The 16,414-nt window shown below is 59.5% G+C and carries 17 protein-coding genes; 1 reads left to right on the top strand and 16 read right to left on the bottom strand.

Translation table 11 applies throughout. The annotated features are described in order from the left end of the window. Positions 1 to 278 precede the first annotated feature (278 nt). The 16 genes from BRA62_RS07945 to BRA62_RS07870 all read right to left on the bottom strand — a co-directional run bounded on the left by BRA62_RS07945 (position 279) and on the right by BRA62_RS07870 (position 15,572). Positions 279 to 1,442 (bottom strand): hypothetical protein, encoded by a 1,164-nt coding sequence (locus BRA62_RS07945; RefSeq protein ID WP_292366033.1) that lies wholly within the window; start codon positions 1,440 to 1,442, stop codon positions 279 to 281. Beyond that, the gene (locus tag BRA62_RS07940) at positions 1,427 to 1,873 is read right to left on the bottom strand and encodes a chemotaxis protein CheD (RefSeq protein ID WP_331519693.1); all 447 of its coding nucleotides are present in this window, start codon (positions 1,871 to 1,873) and stop codon (positions 1,427 to 1,429) included. The genes BRA62_RS07945 and BRA62_RS07940 overlap by 16 nt, the downstream gene beginning before the upstream one ends. Positions 1,874 to 1,935: 62 nt before the next feature. Beyond that, positions 1,936 to 2,550, bottom strand: a complete 615-nt coding sequence (locus BRA62_RS07935; RefSeq protein ID WP_292366031.1) for a chemotaxis protein CheC — start codon at positions 2,548 to 2,550, stop codon at positions 1,936 to 1,938. A 12-nt stretch (positions 2,551 to 2,562) separates the two neighbouring features. Next, on the bottom strand, positions 2,563 to 4,521 hold the full coding sequence (locus BRA62_RS07930) for a chemotaxis protein CheA (protein ID WP_292366030.1): 1,959 nt from the start codon (positions 4,519 to 4,521) through the stop codon (positions 2,563 to 2,565). After that, positions 4,514 to 5,548, bottom strand: a complete 1,035-nt coding sequence (gene cheB / locus BRA62_RS07925) for a chemotaxis-specific protein-glutamate methyltransferase CheB (protein ID WP_292366029.1) — start codon at positions 5,546 to 5,548, stop codon at positions 4,514 to 4,516. Before cheB ends, BRA62_RS07930 begins: the two co-directional genes overlap by 8 nt. A 2-nt stretch (positions 5,549 to 5,550) precedes the next feature. Further along, positions 5,551 to 5,913, bottom strand: a complete 363-nt coding sequence (locus tag BRA62_RS07920) for a response regulator (RefSeq protein ID WP_292366028.1) — start codon at positions 5,911 to 5,913, stop codon at positions 5,551 to 5,553. A gap of 70 nt (positions 5,914 to 5,983) precedes the next feature. Continuing rightward, positions 5,984 to 6,790 (bottom strand): CheF family chemotaxis protein, encoded by an 807-nt coding sequence (locus BRA62_RS07915; protein WP_292366027.1) that lies wholly within the window; start codon positions 6,788 to 6,790, stop codon positions 5,984 to 5,986. 34 nt (positions 6,791 to 6,824) lie between these two features. Further along, positions 6,825 to 7,964, bottom strand: coding sequence for a hypothetical protein (locus BRA62_RS07910; protein WP_292366026.1), 1,140 nt, complete (start codon positions 7,962 to 7,964; stop codon positions 6,825 to 6,827). Between the two features lies 1 nt (position 7,965). Continuing rightward, entirely contained in the window at positions 7,966 to 9,564 is a 1,599-nt protein-coding gene (flaJ, locus tag BRA62_RS07905; RefSeq protein WP_292366025.1) for an archaellar assembly protein FlaJ, read from the bottom strand. 1 nt (position 9,565) lies between these two features. After that, the gene (locus BRA62_RS07900) at positions 9,566 to 11,419 is read right to left on the bottom strand and encodes a type II/IV secretion system ATPase subunit (protein WP_292366024.1); all 1,854 of its coding nucleotides are present in this window, start codon (positions 11,417 to 11,419) and stop codon (positions 9,566 to 9,568) included. 3 nt (positions 11,420 to 11,422) lie between these two features. After that, the gene (locus BRA62_RS07895; RefSeq protein ID WP_292366023.1) at positions 11,423 to 12,166 is read right to left on the bottom strand and encodes an ATPase domain-containing protein; all 744 of its coding nucleotides are present in this window, start codon (positions 12,164 to 12,166) and stop codon (positions 11,423 to 11,425) included. Between the two features lies 1 nt (position 12,167). Beyond that, positions 12,168 to 12,644, bottom strand: coding sequence for a flagellar protein FlaF (locus tag BRA62_RS07890; RefSeq protein WP_292366022.1), 477 nt, complete (start codon positions 12,642 to 12,644; stop codon positions 12,168 to 12,170). A 2-nt stretch (positions 12,645 to 12,646) separates the two neighbouring features. Beyond that, positions 12,647 to 13,141, bottom strand: a complete 495-nt coding sequence (locus BRA62_RS07885) for a flagellin (protein ID WP_292366021.1) — start codon at positions 13,139 to 13,141, stop codon at positions 12,647 to 12,649. A 3-nt stretch (positions 13,142 to 13,144) separates the two neighbouring features. Then, on the bottom strand, positions 13,145 to 13,981 hold the full coding sequence (locus BRA62_RS07880; RefSeq protein WP_292366020.1) for a FlaD/FlaE family flagellar protein: 837 nt from the start codon (positions 13,979 to 13,981) through the stop codon (positions 13,145 to 13,147). A gap of 464 nt (positions 13,982 to 14,445) precedes the next feature. Beyond that, positions 14,446 to 15,009 (bottom strand): flagellin, encoded by a 564-nt coding sequence (locus BRA62_RS07875; RefSeq protein ID WP_292366019.1) that lies wholly within the window; start codon positions 15,007 to 15,009, stop codon positions 14,446 to 14,448. A gap of 14 nt (positions 15,010 to 15,023) precedes the next feature. Continuing rightward, a complete protein-coding gene (locus BRA62_RS07870; RefSeq protein ID WP_394339994.1) occupies positions 15,024 to 15,572 on the bottom strand; it encodes an archaellin/type IV pilin N-terminal domain-containing protein in 549 nt (182 codons plus the stop codon). 365 nt (positions 15,573 to 15,937) lie between these two features. Between BRA62_RS07870 and BRA62_RS07865 the strand changes: the two genes are divergently transcribed. Continuing rightward, the coding region (locus tag BRA62_RS07865; protein ID WP_292366017.1) for a hypothetical protein at positions 15,938 to 16,414 on the top strand (477 nt) is incomplete at its 3' end.

The raw sequence follows: 16,414 nt of genomic DNA, 5'->3' as shown, positions 1-16,414 counted from the left end.
GGCTGACGGGGAGTGCGAGCGTAGCGAGCTTGAGCACCGATAGGTGCGAGGTGCGAACGGAGTGAGCATGAGAAACTCGAAGAGTTTCGAGGGGGGAGTATTCCCCCTTCCCGGCGATATCCTCACGAAATCCGTGCTCGGTGCTATCAAAGGGAATTCTCTTGATCTAGGAACTGAATTTTGAGACCGTAATGGAAGTATGATCTCCGTAGGGTAGATACAGGAGAGGGACTCAAGGTCTCCAAATTGTGCTTGAGGGGACCACTCTTAAACCCTGTTCACCCGGAGCTCACCGCACCGATCAACCTCTCAAAGAAAGCCCAAACCCCGTCAAACAGCCCGGCAGGCTCTCCGGACGTCTCCACCGGCGCCGGAGTTTGAGGGAGGGGCGTCTCGGTCACCACCGGTGTCGGCACCGGGACGGCGGAGAGATCGAGGGTGGCGGATCCCGTCGTCGGCGGGACGTAGCCCACGTTCCCGGGAACGACGAACCAGCACCGCCCGGCGGCATCGACGAAGAGTTTCTTGACAAAGTTCGAGCGAAGGCCGTCCCCCGATGTGAGATGCAGGGCGACACCCGACGCATTCCACCCATATATCCCGTTATCGGACGCAATAAGCAGCATCCCTTCCGGTGTTGCCGCGACATCGTTGATCGTGACCGGGAACGTGCTCAGGTTCCCGGCGCCGAGAACCGGGGTAACCCCTTCGTCAGGAACGTACCGGAGGACCGTCGTGCTGTTGAAGAGGTACACGCCCCCGAACGGATCGGTTCGCACTTCGGAGATCCCGCGAAGCGAATCGCCGCGGCAGGTGACCTGCTCGAAGCGGACCTCCCCCGTCCGATTCTTGAGCACCCGGACCCCGTCGCTCTCCGACCCGATGACAAGCGCATCGCTCGCGGCATCGACCGCCATGCTCACAACGGTATAACTCCCGAGGCCTTCGGGCCCGAGCGGCTTATACCACGTCCAGTCACTGCCATGGCAGCGGTGGAGGCCCGCCCGGCCGGTGGCAATCCACATCTCGTTCCCCCACCGCGCGATGCAGTTGATGTTGAGGTTCTTGAGGAAATCCAGATCCTGGATGGCGCGGTAACCCGTCCCGTCCCCGATCTGCAGCCCGCCCGGATACCCTATCCAGAGATGACCATCCGCGTCGAGGGCAACCGCGGTCACCATGGTTTCGAGAGGCGCCAGCATACCGTAGGCCGTCTCCCCGGGGTTCCTTGCATTGACGGAATACCAGGTGCCGTTTGCCGTGTACACGGAGATCCCGCTGTCTGTCGCAAAGATGACGTCCCCGTACCGGCCGTTGATGGTGTCATGGACGCCGTCGGATGCGATGCCTGAGTTGTAATCGGGCACTTCGACGTAAAGAGCCGACGAAAGTGGGATGAAAAGGGATGCCGCGGCCACAAAGAGGATCAGAGCGCGCTGCATGTCCCGTCCGCCCTCTTGATGATGAGACGGCCCTTCCCCTCCGGCCAGTAATACACGGATCGCCCGACCTTTCCGCCGGTCTCCTCATGTTCGATCCTGATGCCCTGTGCGTTCAGCAGGTCCTTCACTGCGGCAGCGTTTCGTTCGCCGATATTTAAGGAACTCGCCGAATACTCAAACATGCTCGCACCGCCGACGACGATTGCGGCGATCGAGAACTTCGTGCTCCCGAACTCCTCCATCTCCTCGAGGAGGGCGTTCAGGGCAGTATCGGCAAACTTGCCGGGACGATCGGTGTTCCCGCGGCTTTCAGGGAGCATGATGTGGGCAAGCCCGGCAAGAGATTTCCGCCGGTCGTGCAGGATGAGCGCGATGCAGGAACCAAGCCCTATCGTCCCCATCGGGCATTTCCCGACCGTGAGTTCGCCCATGCCAAGGATTACGGCCGTTTCTTCACCAAAAAAATTGTTCTCCATGGTATCCCGGAGGCAGGCTATGGGAGTGGCTCCATCAGGCGTTCCAGCATCTGGAATAACTGTCGCATGAGTTCGGCGTTCGGAAGCAGGTAGATACCCCCGTAGACGGGCGGCGCCTGGCTCGTGAGCTCGGTGTTGAAGATCAGGACATCGTTCACGTCGCCGGCCATCTGCGCGATGACGGATTCGAAGGCGGCATGCGCCATATCGATGGCCAGCGCCGGGGGAGACGGCAGCATGACGATACCAAGCAGTTCGGCGGTCGCATCGAGGAACGCCGAGATCATGATGTTCCCGATCTCGATTGCAGCGCTCTGGTCCATCTCGTTGATCTCACGGTCGGTATCGGTGGTGCCGAGCATCTGGTTCGTCAGCTGGATGATGGTCTCCCGGGGCATGCTGACGACGATATATCCCCCGTCCGCGACCTCCCCCTGGATCTGGAAGACGACCACGGCCGATATCTCGTTGCTGATATAATGGTGTAGCCGGGCGATATCGACGGCCTGCACCTCCGGCACCGTCATCTCGATCGGGCTCATCAACATCTGCGACAGGGTCGTTGCCGCGTGTGCTGCACCGATATTTCCAAACTCTGCCAGCGCATCCATCTGAATCGGATCTAACTCCATGAAAAATCTCTCCTAAATCATTGTATTTACATCGAGTACCGGTACGACATCACCATCCCCGGGGATGGTGATCCCGCTGATCCCCCGGCAGTTGCCTGCAATCCTGGAGAGCGGTTTCACCACCACCTCCTGCTGGCCGTCCACGGTATCGACGCTAATACAGCATCTCCTGCCGTCGTTCTGCAGCACGACCAGCGTGTCGCTCTTCTCTGTCCGGCCGAACATATCCTCCAGACGGTGCAGGGGGAGGGTCTGGTCCCGGAGCAGGATCGCCTCGCTGTTGCCGATCCGGTGGATCGCCTCCGGCCTCGTCTGTGCCACCTCGACGACGTTGCTGACGGGGATGGCACACCGCATCCCGTTGATGTGGACCATCATGACATCGATGATGGCCATCGTCGGGGGCAGCACCAGCTCGAACTTCGTTCCCCTGCCGACCTCGGTCTCGATCTTGATCGTGCCCTTGAGCGATGCGATCGTCTTTTTGACCACATCGAGCCCGACACCCCTCCCGCTGATGTCGGTGATCGTCTCGGCCGTGCTGAACCCGGGCTCGAAGAGCAGGCTGACAAGGTCGTCTTTTGTTGCGTTCGCCGCAGCTTCAGGCGTCATGAGACCTTTACTGACAGCCTTCTTCCGGAGTCTCTCGGGATCGATGCCGGCACCGTCGTCCTCGATCTCGATGATGACGTTGTCCTTGTCCCTGCGGGCTGTCAGCCGCAGCGACCCTTTCGGCGGTTTTCCACAGGCTTCACGGATCTCCGGCGTCTCGATGCCGTGGTTCACCGCGTTCCTGATGATATGCAGGAGCGGGTCGGAGAGCCCGTCCATCATACTCCTGTCGAGTTCGGTCTCGCCGCCCTCGACGGTGAACTCGACCTCCTTTCCGTCGTGGTTTGCGACATCCCGCACGACCCGGGGAAGGCGGTTGAAGATGCGCTCGAGCGGCATCATCCGGATTCCCATCATGAGGTTCTGGAGGTCGGAGACCGAACGGCCGACCATGGAGAGCGCCTCGTCGAACTCTTTGATACCGTGTTTCTTCGCGATCAGTTCCAGCCGTCCGCGGTTGATCACCAGGTCCTCCACAAGGTTCATCATCCGGTCGAGCCGCTGGATATCGACGCGGATATTCTTGATCTCCCGGCTTTTCTCGCTCTTCGCTACCCTCTGCGCCTGTGGCGACGGCACCGCAGCTTCCGGTTCGAGGTCCGGTTCGGGCGTTTGGGCCTCCTCGCTCGCCTCCGGGAAGATTGCCTGCGGGGATTGCGGGACGGAGAGATCGAGAAGAGAGATCTCGGTGCCTGAAGCGACGGTCCTGAGTGCATCCTCGCCTGCCTCGCTCTCGATAAGAATCTCGAACGGGCCGTCGAATTTCCCGTCCTCGAGGAGTTCCTGCATGGGGTTTGTCGAGAGGATCGTCCCGATCTCCTGGAGATTCTGCAGGAGCAGCATGGCCCGGATGTCCTTCATGGTACTGGACGGATCGATGGCGATCGTTAACGTATAGACCGGACGGCCGTCGGCCTTTCCCGCCGGTTCGGGGGAGGGCGCATCGTGAGATACTGTCGGCTCATCCGGGGATTCTTCTTCGGTGAATGCCCGGAGTTCCTGCACCAGGCTCCCGGACTGCTCGTCGGAAGGGGTTCCTCCGGCCTCGATCGTATCCAGCATCCCCTCGATCGCATCGGTGCAGGTGAGCAGAAGGTCGGTGAGCGACGCCGTCACTCCCCGCTGGCCGCTCCTGATGAGTGAAAAGACATCCTCCATCGAGTGACAGAGGTGCTCCATCGCGTCAAAGCCCATCGATGCGGACATCCCCTTGAGCGTATGCGCAGAGCGGAAGATCTCATCGATGGCTGTATGCTGGTCTTCCCCGTTCTCAAGGGCAAGAAGATTGTTCACGATGTTCTCGTGATTCTCCCGTGACTCCTCAACGAACAGCTTCCGGTATCCCTCTTCGTCAAACATAGTTCACCTCGAGCCGACCGATTGCAGTTGCGATCTCGTGTGCAAGACCTCCGAGCGGCACCACCCGGTCGACACAGTTCCTGGCAAGGGCGGATCGTGCCATCCCGTATACGAGACAGTCCTCTTCAGCGCATACCATCGTGGTGCCGCCCGCGTTCTTCACCGCGAGAGTCCCCTCGCCGCCGTCGTTCCCCATCCCCGAAAGGAGCACGGAGACGGTGCGTGGACCGAAGACGTGCGCTGCGGAGGTGAAGGTCGTGTCGACGGCAGGCCGGACCGCGTGCAGGCGGGGAGCGGTCGAGTGAACGACCCGCCCATGGTTCCTCCCGGTGCCTGAAACGGCCCGCGAGACGACGGTGTGGAACCCGGCCTTTGAAACCAGGACCGTTGCGGTCTGCAGGCTCTCTCCGTTCTCTGTCTCTTTCACCGGCAGGGGCGAGATCCGGCTCAGGCGCTCGGCGAGCGATGCGGTGAACCCCTCGGGCATATGCTGGGTGACAATCACCGCTGCCGGCAGATCCGGCGGGAGCGCAGAGAGGAGCGTATCAAGCATCGGTGGTCCTCCGGCCGAAGATCCTATCAGCACCACCGCCTCCGCATCCTTCCGGCGGACCGCAGGGGGCCTTACAATCGTCGGGAGCAGAACCTGGTTTCTGATCTTCTGGACGAGTTCTCGCTCGATGCCCCTGACGTTCGGGACATCCTTCGGTTTGAGCATGAAGTCGTCCGCACCAAGCCGAAGCGCCCGGTGGGTCATATCGGCCTGCCTTGATGTTAACGTGCTCAGGACGATCACCTTCGGCCTCGTGCTCTCCTTTTGAAGCGCTTCGAGCACGCCGAGACCGCCCATACGGGGCATCTCGATGTCGAGGGTGACGACATCGGGCTTCAGCTCAGATATCTTCCCGAGAGCATCAATGCCGTTGACCGCCGTCCCGACTACCTCGATGTCCGGGCTGTCTTTAAGCAGATCCCGGAGGATCGTCCGGATAAAGAGCGAATCGTCGACGATCAGAACCCGTATCATGGTCACGCACTGAGGACGTTCTTGACTTCTTCGAGAACCTTTGGAGCCTGGAACGGTTTGACGATATAGCCTCTCGCACCGCTCTTGACGGCGAGTTTGACCATCTGCTCCTGGCCGACCGCCGTGCACATGATGACTTTTGCCGCCGGGTCGGCAGCCTTGATGGCTTTGAGAGCCTCGATTCCATTCACATTCGGCATGACAACGTCCATCGTGACGAGGTCCGGCTTGAGTTCCCGGTATTTGGCAAGAGCCTCCGCCCCGTCCGCCGCCTCACCGACGATGTCGTGCCCGCCGGAAAAGAGGATATTCTTCAGCAGCGTTCTCATAAACATCGTATCGTCGACAATCAGGATTCTCCCCATCGAACACCACTCAATGTTTATTTGGCAAAAAAAACTATATATGTATTCTTGTTTTGAAGAAATGATGTTATTATTCCATTGGTGATTTTACTGTCTCTGAGATATATCTGACACCTTTTGGGGTTAGTTGCACTTCCTTCCTGACGTAGAGAACTTCGGCAAGCCCCATGCCGAGGAGTTTCTCGTAGATGGCATCCAGGTCTTTATGCGAGAGTTTGAGCATGTTTTCGATGGCACTCGAATCCATCCCGCTGTAGACCAGCATGGCCACCTGTCCGGCCAGGGGATCAATCTCCTCATTGACCTCGGTGTCGCGTGTTGCCTCCTTGAGGAAGTTGTAGAGGACCTGAAGCGTCGTCATCGGGCAGAGGACGAAACTCGTCACGACTTCGTTCTCGCTGAGATGGTCAATCTTCACGACATCGAGATCTTTTTCCTGGATCTCCCGGGACGTGAGTTCGATGCCGGTCACATCCTCGAGGGGGATGCAGACCTGGTTCTCCTGGCTGACGAACCAGATGCCGGTCTTCATGACGGCGATCGCTCCTTTCTCCCACTGAGCGTTCTGGATGAGCACCCCCCCGCGGATTGCGGGTGACATGAAGAAAGCGTTCAAACGGTAGGCGCTGGCCTGCGTGATGATAAACTTCTTCAAGACCGCGAGAACCTTCTCAACCGACGCGATACGGTAGATGAATTCTCCCTCTGCACCGGCGGTGATCACCACCTGGTTCTTCTTCGCCTCGAGATCGACCACGGACTTGTAGAGAACCTCTCTCTCGAGGGGAGTATCGATGCGGAAACGGTCCTCACCGATGCCCATCGTCGTCGGGATCCACTTTCCTTCGTGCTCGACCTTTACCGGAACCGATTTCATCTTCTCACTCTCTACTGTTTTCCATTAAAGACCGTCATCGTTCTGGTTTCATCGCCGCGAGGACATCCTCAAGCTCTGCCACAAGGTCTTTCGCATGGTATTTCTCTCCTCTCAATTCGCGGACCAGGCTGACATCCTCCACGAACTTTTTCTTCTTGGCGTCGGACTTGAGTTCGCTGATCAGGTCGTCGTCGACCGCGCCGCCGGAAGCAAAGGAGACCATGTCGAAATCTTCTTTCGGCTCCTCCTCGATCTCCCCGATGAGATCCTCGTCCGGGACGGGCTCTTCCGCCTCAACCTCCTCTTCTTCCTCTTCCTCACCTTCGATCTCGATCTCGTCCTCATCGAGGTCCAGGTCGTCGAGTGCGGAGAGTTCTTCGCTCAGTGCGCTCATATCCGGCATCTCGTCGCCTTCCGGCAGTTCCGGGATCTCCGCGTCTATCGGCGGAAGGGCGGTGCCGGCATCTTCGGTATCTTCGGCGAGATCGACATCGAGTTCGAGGTCTTCGAGGTCGCTCTGGTGGCTCTTGAGGATCTCCGATATGGCGTCTGCATCTTCCCCGGAGAGGAGGGAGATCTGGTCGGACTCGAACATCGTCCCGGGACCGGACGCTTCGCCGTCGAGATCGATGTCCTCGAGCGCGTCGAGGTCGAGATCCGCGAGCGAGGCAAGGGGATCGGCCGCGCCTCCGCCGGCCTTCGGCGGGGTCGGGGTTATGGACGGATCGGGGACCGTGCCGCCGACCGCCTGGTCGAGCATGGCATCGAGTTCTGCAAACTGGTTCTTCTTCTCGCTTTCAGGGGCACGGGTGTGAGTGATTGTCTCCCGAACCGATGTCGCGAGGGTTCCGAGCATGCCGGAGAGGCTGGAGAGGTTGATCCCGGCGAACGGGCGTTTCCGGACGAGAGATGATTTCCCTGTCGCTTCTTCAGGTTTTTCCGCTTCCGAAGCTGCCTGTTGCCTCTTCTCCTCCTTTCGCTCCTGCAGCGCGGAGCGCAGCCTTGAGGGTTTCAGTTCTGCAAGGTCGAGCGCCCCGGTGACGACGAGCGCGAGGAATCCTGCGAGCACGGTGCCTGCGACGACGACCTCGGTAGGAGCGTCGAAGACGATGATCAGGGACCCTGTAACGACGGTGATCAGGAACAGAAGCGGACGACGTAGGTTTTCTCTCACATCACACCTCCACAAATGCCGGAATCGTAAAGAATGTGCTCACGGCGATCGGTGCAACGATGTAGATGATGCCGGTCGTCACAGCAAGCAGGCTTGCGAAGAAGTAGTACAGGTATCGGTCGCCGCCCATGACAATCTTTCCTGCAAGCATATTTGCAACGGTCAGCATTAAGAGGATCGTCACCACGTAGGTGCGCATAATGTCTTCGGGGAAGTCTACGAAGATGTTCAGGGACGTTGCCATCGAGCCGCCGAGCGTGGACGTTCCTCCCGTAAGTGCTGCCGAGGTCTCATCAAAATGGGCCATCACCTCCGTCACGGCATTGGACATGGCGAGGAGGATCTCGAAGAGGAAGACGAAGATGGCAATCATTGCCCCGTGCATCGGCACGAGCAGGACGACAAATCCTTTCACCATCATGTCGCGCTTCCTCCGAAGCAGCACCTGCTCGAGCATCGACGAACCGACGATCTTCCCGATCTCGTCGGGAGACCCGCCGAGAGCGACCGCGTCCCGGAAGATGTTCATGTACTTGTAGATCAGGTAACTGCCGGTCTCCCCGATGAACTTCCTCCAGCTCCCGGCTTCATCGAGTCCGAGGTTCAGCTTCGACGAGACCGAGTTGATGTACGGCTCCAGGTGGACCAGCGACTTCCTGTCCACCTCCTGGAGCGCATCGCCGGTGGTGATCCCTTTCCCGCCCATTATCGACCCCAGGCTCCGGATGAACGTGGAGAAGTCGTTGTCCCGGTTGACGACGTTGGCGTCGTCGATGCAGCCGATGACCCCGAGCGGCATCAGGAGCAGGCCGGCGAGCAGGAAGATGATACCGGCGTTGGCGCCGACGAGGATGAGCAGCAGTGCGATCATGGCGGTGACCAGCACGACGGGGAATTCCAGTCTCCTGACGATGCCCTGCTCTTTCGAGCAGGTGCCGGGAAGGCCGTGCGTGCGGGGGTCGTCGGGGACGGCCCGGTACATGATCACGAGGCCGAAGACCGATATGGCGAGGATGATCATGTAAGAGGAGTTCAGTGCCGCCTCGATCCCTTCGGGAGCATAGATGGCCACCGATATCATGATGATGATGGCGACGAGGGCACCGGAGAGGAGCATCGCGATGTAGGCGTCGCCCCACTTTTTCAGGAGCTCGATCCCCTGCTCGAACGTGTTCCGGTAGATGCTCCGGATGCTCGAGAGTTCCGTGGCGATGAAGTCGTCGTCCGGGACGCCGGAATCGATGGAGTTTGCGTAGCGGTTGAGCATGTTCTGGAGGGTTTCGTTCCTGCAGCGCTCGGCGACCGCCCGGAGCCCCCCGGCATAGCTCTGGCCCCACCCGGCGACCAGGCGCTGCACCTTCGCGATGTAGCGCGACGGGATGTATTCGAACCGCTCGGAGGTGTACTGGAAGATCTCGGGCCGGGTCACGGCCGCCGTGGTGATCGCGGCCATGTAGGTGTACATGAGGAGCAGGTCCTGCTCCATCTTCTTGTTCTCGAGGATGGAGGACCGGAGGTCGTTGAGGCGTGCAGCCTGCTCCTCGAACGGTATCTTCCCCTGGTTCGCTGTCCGCACCCGCTCGGCTACATCCTCAAACACGTCACACCTCGATGGTGAGCAGTCCTTGCTTCTTGATCTTCGTGGTCATATGGAAGAGGTCCCAGAACTGTGTGTACCCGGCCTTATGGAGCCGCTCAAGAATTTTGGCGCGTTTATCTACTTCGTCGTAGATGTCTGCCCGCCGGTTCTCGGGAATGCCGAGCATCGTTGCGATCTTGTTCTCGAGAAGGTAGCTGCTCCCTTTCCCGGTGAAGGTGAAGGTGTCGGTGGCAGGGTCCCAGACGAACGCCGCCATGAAGGAGAACCCCTCGGTCTCGGGGTCGTAGCCGACGAGCTCGTTGACGCTGAGCATCCGCCGCACGGTCCCCCCCTGGGGAAGTTTCACGGCGCTCTGGATGATGACCAGGTTGAGGTTGTCGACGTAGGTCTTCGGGATGCTGATCGGGTCTCCGCAGAGACGCTGGATCAGTTTCTCGACGGACGCGGCGTGGAATGTGCTCATCACCGGGTGGCCGGTCTGCATCGCGGAGAAGGCGACGGACCCTTCCACGCCACGGATCTCGCCGACCAGGATCTGGTTCGGGCGCTGACGGAGTGCGGCTTTCAGGAGGTCGAACATCGTGATCTCCGAACCATCGCCCTCGCCCTTCCCCTTGGCTTTCGCGACCTCACGGGTCCAGTTTCTGTGGGGGACCGTCAGCTCCGGGGTATCCTCGATGGTGACGATCTTGTTTTCGGGCGGGAGGAAGGTCGTCAGCGCGTTCAGGGTCGTCGTCTTGCCGCTCGCCGTCTCGCCGGAGACGAACATCGACATCCCGTACTCGAGGCAGATCCAGAGGTAGGCGGCCATCATGTAGTTGCATGCCCCGCTCTCGATAACCTGCAGGATGCTCAGGGGGACCTCATTCACCTTACGGATGGTGAAGTTGCTCCCGTGCTTGCTGATCTCGGTTCCGTAGACGATGTTGATACGCGAGCCGTCGGGGAGGGTTGCGTCCACGATGGGGCTCCTGTAGGTCAGCGGCCGTTTGATCCGCTCGGCGAGTTTGATGACGAAGGTATCGAGCTCCTGCGAGTCCTGGAACCCGACGACCGATTTCAGGCCTTTGAAGATCTTGTGCTCGATGAAGATCGGTCCGACGCCGTCGCAGGTGATATCCTCGATATACTGGTCGGAGAGGAACGGTTTGAGGGTCCCCATCTCGATCTTGTCGCGGATTATCATGTATTCGAGCGCCTTGTACTCCTGCTGCGAGAGGATGACCCTCCCGTCGGCGAGCGCGGGGTGCCCTGGCGCCTGCGGTTTTGCCGGCGCACCGATCTCCGAGGTGAGGAACGTCTTGATCCGGAGTTTGAGGTCTTTTGACGTCCCGCCGGCGAGCCGGGACTCGTCGATCACCTCGCCCGGCCGCTGGACGTAGACGAGCTGCCGGATGAAATTCTTCAGCACCTCGATACGCGCCTTTTCCGTCACCGGCTCCTCTTCGAGAGCATCGATCATATCGATCAGTTTCTCCTCGACCACCGGGAGGATCTCTTTGACGGAGTGGAGGAACGCCGGTTCGATCGGGATGTACCAGTTCCTGACGTCGTTCGGATCCGGGAAGATGTGGACGAACGTTGTCTCGTTCACCGGGTAGATGATGTTCGGGTTCTCCATCGATTTTAAGTCCCGCTTCAGCTCCGAGAGGAAGAGCGGGATACCGACGGTGTTGACCGGGAGGATGTGGAGGTACTCGAGAAGGTGGGGGCTCGCTTTGACGTAGTCCCGGGCGTTTGCCGGGAGCATCCGGTAGAGGGCGCAGGACTCCACATTGTTGTAACAGTCGTTCCCCTCGTCGATGAACTCGGGCTCGAAGGGGAGCGTCACCGTTGCTTCCAGCGCCGATCCCATTTCTTACACCTTCGCGACCGATACCGGGATGATCTTGATGCCGTACCCGGGGTGGACCTCGAAACTGATGATATTCCCGGTGGTCTTTCGTGCGCCGCGGACCTTGACGACCTCGAGCATCATGACGTACTTGCCGCCGACGAGCGCCTTCTTCATGAAGAGGTGGGCGTCGCAGATCGAGCGGATGCGGACAAGGGAGTCCTCGACGAAGGCGTAGGTGTGCAGGGTGATCAGGATGGTCTTGCCGTGGTCGACGAGGTTCTTGCAGTTCGTGAAGAACGTGAGGACGGTGTCCTGCTTTGCGTACTCGGTGAAGAGGGTGAGCGAGTCGATGACGATCACGTCTGCCTTGCTCTGCTCTATGAAGTGGATCATCCGCTCGAGCGTCCCCTGCATCTTCTCTTTCGTCCACTCGAACCCGACGACGTGCATGGGGAAGACCCGGAGGTAGCCCCAGGCGAAGTACTCTGAGATATCGAGGCTCATCGACTCCATCTGGGTGAGGAAACTCTTGCTCGTGTTCTCCGTCGAGAAGATGTCGACGTTGAATCCCTGTTTCATGGCACCCCAGACGATCTGCTGGGTGAGCACGCTCTTTCCGGTGTCGTTTTCGCCCTCGATGAGCGTGAGCGACTGGAGCGGAAGGCCGTCGGCGATCTTCTTGTCGAGTTCGGAGTTCCCTGTCGAGAGGATCGTCTTGTCGGGCATCCCGAGAATACTGCTGTCTGTGTCTTCGCCTGTAGCCATGCTAAGTCACCTGGATGTATGCTGAACTGGAGACCCCGTTTCCGGTGACGACCTGGACCCACGTGGGGTCGACGCCTTCTTCGTACGTGACGGAGAGGTTGAGGGTCTCGCCGGGGTCGAGTTCGCCGGGGTGGACCTCGTCCGGCGCTATGCCAACTCTGTCCCAGTGGTTCGCGCCGTCCCGGTAGGGGATGTAGACCGGAACGCCCCCGCTCTGGATGTAGACGTCGATGGACGCTATATCGACGACTGGTTCGCTCCCGGTGTTCATCACCTCGACGTAGAGGGCTCCGTCGGCGATTGTCGTGTTCTGGATCGCGATCGCCGTCCGCATCTTGGCTTCCTGGTAGGTAGCGAGGTTGCTCTGCGCTTCGACCATCACCTCCGTGGTGGCGAGGGTGCCGCCGATCAGGACATAGGCGGTGGCGACCAGGAGGAGGATGCCGACTCCGGATGCGACGAGGGGTCCCGCACTCATGGCTAATCACTCGCGGTGAAGGTGGTCGACCGGATGAGCCCCGAGGGGAGGACGAACTGGAAGTAGACGATTCCCTCCTTGGCGGGAATCTTTACGGTCTGTGCCTCGACATAAAGGGTCTCGCCGGGGTCCCAGTAGTTGTTTGAGTCCTCGAGGATCTCGTAAGTCCAGGTTCCTTCGGCGAGCACCGCCGCCCGCGTTAGCCGGATGAAGTCGCCCTGCCCCCCGAGGAAGACGTCGGCCTTCTGTACGTCGGCATCGGCGATCCTGCCGGCGCCGATGTTTTTTAACCAGATCCGGGCGGTGTCGTTCCCGCCGCTGGCGTAGGTCGTGACGATCTTCACGTCCGTGCTCAACCGTTCATCCACCTTGTGTGAGGATGACGAGATCGTACCCGAAAGGGTATAGATCACCGGGAAGACTGCGTTAATGAGGACGCCGGCCGATATGATGGCGGCGATAAGGAACATCGCTGTGGTGAAGGTTTCGCTCGACATTCATCATATCCTGTCCAGCAACTCGATCCAGGTATCGCCGGCGTCTTGCTCCTCTGATGATGTCTTCTCTGCGTTGCGGTCTCCGGGGCGACGGGGGGCGAGCATCAGCACCTCGATCATGTCCCGATCGAGCGTTGAGTCGTCGGGGTCGAGGATCCGGTTCAGGACGTAGAGTTCAGAAACGAACTCGTTCGGGCCGATATCCCGGAAGTCGCCCGGGGTCTCGGGGGCCATCCGCATGATATCGTGAATCTGGTCGGAGACATCCTCATCGATATAGCCCATGGACTGGTAGGCGTCGATCATGATCGCCATGTGTTCGTGCCCGTACTTCCTGCATCCCTGGTGCACCCACTCAAAGAGCCGGTGGACCTTCTGCAGTTTGAGTTTTCCCGCGGGTTTTGCCTGCACGGGAGGAAGCATGTCGGCCGGGGGGAACTGGGCGCCCGATGGGAGCTGAACGCCCGGGGAGAGCTGGGCCGCTCGAAGGTCGGCCGGGAAGAGTCCGCTGTCCTGTTCGAGGCTCTCCTGGACCGGATTTTTCGGCTGACCGCTCATGCCGGCGGATGCGCTGTCATGCTCGGGCTCCTTATCGCCCTCACCAGCAGCATCCCCGGCAGGGTCCGGCGGCTCGAACCTGTTCCCTGCGTAGGATGCGGCGGCGGTGGTGAACGGGTTGTCCAGTTCGTTCATCCGCTCCCGGAGATCGATGAGCAGCCGCTTGATCGAAGTCTTTACGAAGTCCAGTTCCTTCTCGAGCGTCTCGAGACGGGCCTCCGGGTCCTCGGAGGACGCGCCGGAGAGTATTTTATCGATTTGAGCCTGATCTACCCCCACCATAATATTAAATCATATCAATCTCAAGGTTAATAAAAGTTGCTCGTGTTGATACCGGTTTTCCGGACGCCTTGCCGCCTTCTAAACGTTGTGAAAGACTTGTTCGGGGTACGGGCCGCTGGTATCAGTGGTTGTGGCCGGGTGGTGTGGTAACATCTTTGCACCGGCCCGCTCCAACCAGCTGTAACCGGTGATTCTCTTCTTCAACGGTAAACCTGCAGGGGGCCGTCCTGACCGATGCGGATAGGACTCGCCTCCGAACATTCATACGTATCAAAGCGATGCCAACCTGACAAAACCTGGCCTGACAGGGGCGTTAACTGTTGGTGTATATCGGTCTGCAGCGACTGTGCAAGGCAGGCCTCCCGAAATGTCTTTGATAGGAAGAGGGGCGCCTGTTCCAGAGGTGCCGGGAAGACATCGCCGGCCGAACCGGCCGCGAGCGTCTCGGTGCTTAAAAAAAAGGGTTAGTAGAGTACGTTAACCGTATCTATGGCAGGTGGGACCGTCTTATGGATGGGGTAGACGGCACCGGCAGCCGGCTGCAGGTTTACGGTGAACGGGGTGTTCGGGATCGGATTCATAACGTGAACATTGAGTTCGAACTGCTCGCCTGGTTCAAGGAGCAGGTCGCCGTTGGCGTTGTACCGGGCCTGGACTTTCCAGGTGTTGTCTGTCGCGGGGTCAGCAGTCTCATTATAGGTAATTACCTCGTGATTCGTTTCGTTCACGTACGTGATGACCATCTGCTGTACATCGATCGGCGTTCCGCCGGCGGTGTTCCCAACAACGAACGTGATGTTGGTCAGGTGAGTGCCGCCAGAGCCGATTCCATAGACGTTGCCGACGATCTCCATGCTGGAACTCGCCTGAGATACACCGGTGTGGACGACCTCCTGGCTCTTCTGGGTCGTGAAGAAGCCGGCGCCGAGCACCACGTACGAGAAGACCGCGGCCACGACGATGAACGCGATGAGCACGATCGCCGCCTCAAGCCCGGTGAATGCATTATCGTTGAACTGTTTCTTCATTTACATCACCCTCCTCAGTAGACCTCGTAGAAATGACCATCCGCCAGGCTCGACGGGGCGTTGCGCTCGAGCGGGTAAGACGCACCCTGATCAGGCCGAATCTCGACGATGAACTTGTCATTGATGCCGATGTCTGGCAGGCTACTGATGGTGACCTTTACGAACTCGAACCTCTCGAGGAGATTGTTCGGACTGCCCTCTACGCCGCCGTCCTTATACCAGCTCGTGGTGACCGTCTGATTCGTGTAGGTTTTCAGGGCACCTTTGGTCGAGACAGCATAGGTCGTCTTGTTCATGTCGATCGGCGATCCGCCGGCCGCCAGCTGAAGATAGAACGTAATCGTCGACACGTTGTTGCCTGCCCCTCCCTCTATGATGACGGGTCCTGACACTTCCAGGTTCGAGCTCGCCTGCGCCACACCGGTGTGGACGACCTCCTGGCTCTTCTGGGTCGTGAAGAAGCCGGCGCCGAGCACCACGTACGAGAAGACCGCGGCCACGACGATGAACGCAATCAGAACGATCGCCGCCTCAAGCCCGGTGAATGCATCTTCGTTTTTCACCAATTTACTCATAAAACGTTTCCTCCTGTTACCGGAGTCCGAATGAGCGCCTCATCCAGACTAATTCGGTTCTTTGGAGTATATGCGTAAACCTGTATAAAAGGTTATTCAATTGAAGGGGGATGTAAGACATGCCCATTAGGGTAACAGGTCCGTCTAATCCTCCATTTATCGGCCGCCATCGGGATCAGGCAAGTATTTGTAGCCGGAGGTGCAACGATACCTATAGCCGAAATACTGTGCGGCCAGACCCTCATTTGTGGAAAAATCGTTTCCCCGCGGGAAAAATTCTGTATTTTTCCGTTGCTGGAGGGCGAGGGGCAGGGGGTGCCGCACAGGCGGGTTTCAACTGAAAGGGACCGGGTATGACGAAGAAACAGGATTTCCTCTATGTCGTTCTGGCAATCGCGGTCGTCCTCGTGCTGGCCCTGGTCATCAAGCCGGCAGCGACCGGCGAACTGCCGGGGTTATGGGGTGCCGGGGAGCCGGAGCCGGCGGTCACCCCGGCGTGGACGCCCACGATTCCCCCGGCGACCACGGTGCCGACACCCACCCCGGTCCCTACCTGGGACGGGAAGCCGCGTGAGATCGGGTTCGTCGACCCCGGGACCTACCAGATCCCGACCGAAAAGAACCGCCTGAACATGACCGTCCCACCGGCAGGAACCGCACCCGGCGTCACCCGGTGGGTGACCTACGCGACGATCGACGGCCAGTGGTCGGGGACGACCGGGATCGTCCGGGTCCCGTTCCCGATGTGGCGGCTCGACTACTCGGATATTACGACCACGAACGACGAGATCCCGTTCTTCAACTGCCAGGTGATGGACGCCGAAGACCCG

Origin of the sequence: Methanoculleus sp. UBA208, from assembly GCF_002498065.1 — an archaeon.
In the GTDB taxonomy this organism is placed as follows: Archaea; Halobacteriota; Methanomicrobia; order Methanomicrobiales; family Methanoculleaceae; genus Methanoculleus.
The sequence above is the reverse complement of the archived record's forward strand: the minus strand, read 5'-3'. Positions and strand labels throughout refer to the sequence as shown.

Bases quoted from the DNA above. Each gene is read 5' to 3' on its own strand.
- cheB (WP_292366029.1), bottom strand. From the start codon at position 5,548: ATGATACGGGTTCTGATCGTCGACGATTCGCTCTTTATCCGGACGATC.
- BRA62_RS07880 (WP_292366020.1), bottom strand. From the start codon at position 13,981: ATGGTGGGGGTAGATCAGGCTCAAATCGATAAAATACTCTCCGGCGCG.
- BRA62_RS07900 (WP_292366024.1), bottom strand. From the start codon at position 11,419: ATGGGATCGGCGCTGGAAGCAACGGTGACGCTCCCCTTCGAGCCCGAG.
- BRA62_RS07940 (WP_331519693.1), bottom strand. From the start codon at position 1,873: ATGGGCGAACTCACGGTCGGGAAATGCCCGATGGGGACGATAGGGCTT.
- BRA62_RS07945 (WP_292366033.1), bottom strand. From the start codon at position 1,442: ATGCAGCGCGCTCTGATCCTCTTTGTGGCCGCGGCATCCCTTTTCATC.
- BRA62_RS07935 (WP_292366031.1), bottom strand. From the start codon at position 2,550: ATGGAGTTAGATCCGATTCAGATGGATGCGCTGGCAGAGTTTGGAAAT.
- BRA62_RS07915 (WP_292366027.1), bottom strand. From the start codon at position 6,790: ATGAAATCGGTTCCGGTAAAGGTCGAGCACGAAGGAAAGTGGATCCCG.
- BRA62_RS07930 (WP_292366030.1), bottom strand. From the start codon at position 4,521: ATGTTTGACGAAGAGGGATACCGGAAGCTGTTCGTTGAGGAGTCACGG.
- BRA62_RS07920 (WP_292366028.1), bottom strand. From the start codon at position 5,913: ATGGGGAGAATCCTGATTGTCGACGATACGATGTTTATGAGAACGCTG.
- BRA62_RS07875 (WP_292366019.1), bottom strand. From the start codon at position 15,009: ATGAAGAAACAGTTCAACGATAATGCATTCACCGGGCTTGAGGCGGCG.
- BRA62_RS07895 (WP_292366023.1), bottom strand. From the start codon at position 12,166: ATGGCTACAGGCGAAGACACAGACAGCAGTATTCTCGGGATGCCCGAC.
- BRA62_RS07885 (WP_292366021.1), bottom strand. From the start codon at position 13,141: ATGTCGAGCGAAACCTTCACCACAGCGATGTTCCTTATCGCCGCCATC.
- BRA62_RS07890 (WP_292366022.1), bottom strand. From the start codon at position 12,644: ATGAGTGCGGGACCCCTCGTCGCATCCGGAGTCGGCATCCTCCTCCTG.